Genomic DNA, 757 nt, shown 5'->3' on the forward strand with positions numbered 1-757 from the left:
GGCGCGTGTCGGAAGTGCTCTAGGTTGGCTGACGTGACTGCACGGGGGCGGAGTTATCGATATGTCGGACCAGTCGAGCTGAAGACCGCGGTCCGACCTGGTGACGGCGGGCGTCGTATCGGCTCGGCAGCTGACTTCGACGGTTGGATCGTGGAGCAATCGGCGGCCGAGCTGGCCGAGCCGTTCACCTTCGTGGTCGGCATGGACGGTGCGCTTCGGCTGGCGCCGCGCCGGAGCGAGCACGTGGCCTGTGCCGGCGGAGACATGGTCCTGAGCGCTGGTGAGATCAGCTTCATGCGCGAGGCAGACCGGTGGACCGTGAGCGAGGTCAGCAACCAGTCCACCGGCTACTGCCCAGATGTCACCTCCTGGGCGGAAGTCGCCCGCGCCCTGGACGCTGCAGAAATCCGACGGCCATCCGGCTTCACCAACGAGGTGGTGTTCCGGCGATGCCCCGACTGCCAGGAACACAACATCGTCCGTGAGGACGACTTCGCCTGCGTCTTCTGCGGCAGCGATCTGCCCGCAGCATGGAACGTGGATCCCATCACGTGACGGACCAAGGTCACAGCCACTCGCTGATGGTCGCGACCAGCACGGTCGCCTCGCAGCGGACGGCGAGCTTGTCGTACCGCGTGGCGACAGCACGGTGTCTCTTGAGGCGGTTGATCCCGCACTCGACCGCGTGGCGCCGGCGGTAGTCGGCCGGGTCGAAGCGCGACGGCCGGCCGCCGCGGGAGCCCAGCTTCCGGCGGTT

At 67.6% G+C, this 757-nt stretch carries 1 protein-coding gene and 1 pseudogene; one reads left to right on the top strand and one right to left on the bottom strand.

Going from position 1 to position 757, the window contains the following annotated elements; genetic code table 11:
• Window positions 1–33 precede the first annotated feature (33 nt).
• Window positions 34–555: a hypothetical protein gene (locus tag K7G60_RS38615; RefSeq protein WP_225805633.1), complete on the top strand. Its 522-nt coding sequence runs from the start codon at window positions 34–36 to the stop codon at window positions 553–555.
• A 10-nt stretch (window positions 556–565) separates the two neighbouring features.
• Here the strand turns inward: K7G60_RS38615 and K7G60_RS38620 are convergent.
• Window positions 566–757, bottom strand: a pseudogene (locus K7G60_RS38620) (IS5/IS1182 family transposase); the annotation flags it as partial.

It is taken from the genome of Streptomyces sp. NK15101 (genome assembly GCF_020400725.1).
GTDB lineage: Bacteria > Actinomycetota > Actinomycetes > Streptomycetales > Streptomycetaceae > Streptomyces.